Source organism: Corynebacterium sp. HMSC078H07 (genome assembly GCF_001812805.1).
Lineage (GTDB): Bacteria > Actinomycetota > Actinomycetes > Mycobacteriales > Mycobacteriaceae > Corynebacterium.
The window spans coordinates 1-317 of record NZ_KV810462.1 but is presented as its reverse complement, the minus strand read 5'-3'; the positions used below and the strand labels follow the sequence as shown (position 1 = coordinate 317).

1 pseudogene is annotated in these 317 nt (G+C 52.7%); it reads right to left on the bottom strand.

The features are described from left to right. Positions 1-317: pseudogene (locus tag HMPREF2875_RS13665) on the bottom strand (transposase); the annotation flags it as partial.

Sequence of the window (317 nt, the reverse complement as noted above, 5' to 3'; positions counted from 1 at the left end):
GCGGCGTGGATGGTTTCGCCACCAATGTTGAGTTGAAAGCTGCGGTATTTCTTGAGTGTTCTCACGAGGCGTTTGATGGATTGACCACTGCGGGTCTCCATCAGGTGGGCCACGGCTAGTGCTGCCATCACAATATTGAGATGTGCTGTGATCGAGTCTTGTTTTCTGGCGTAGATTGGGCGTGCTTTCAGGTCTGATTTCGACATCCGAAACGACTTTTCAATGTTGAATAGCCTGCGGTAATGCCCGATAACCTCTTGGGCGGCAAGAGCGGTCAGGTCGGTTTCATAGCCTTTGATCCCGGCTAGGGCTCGGTG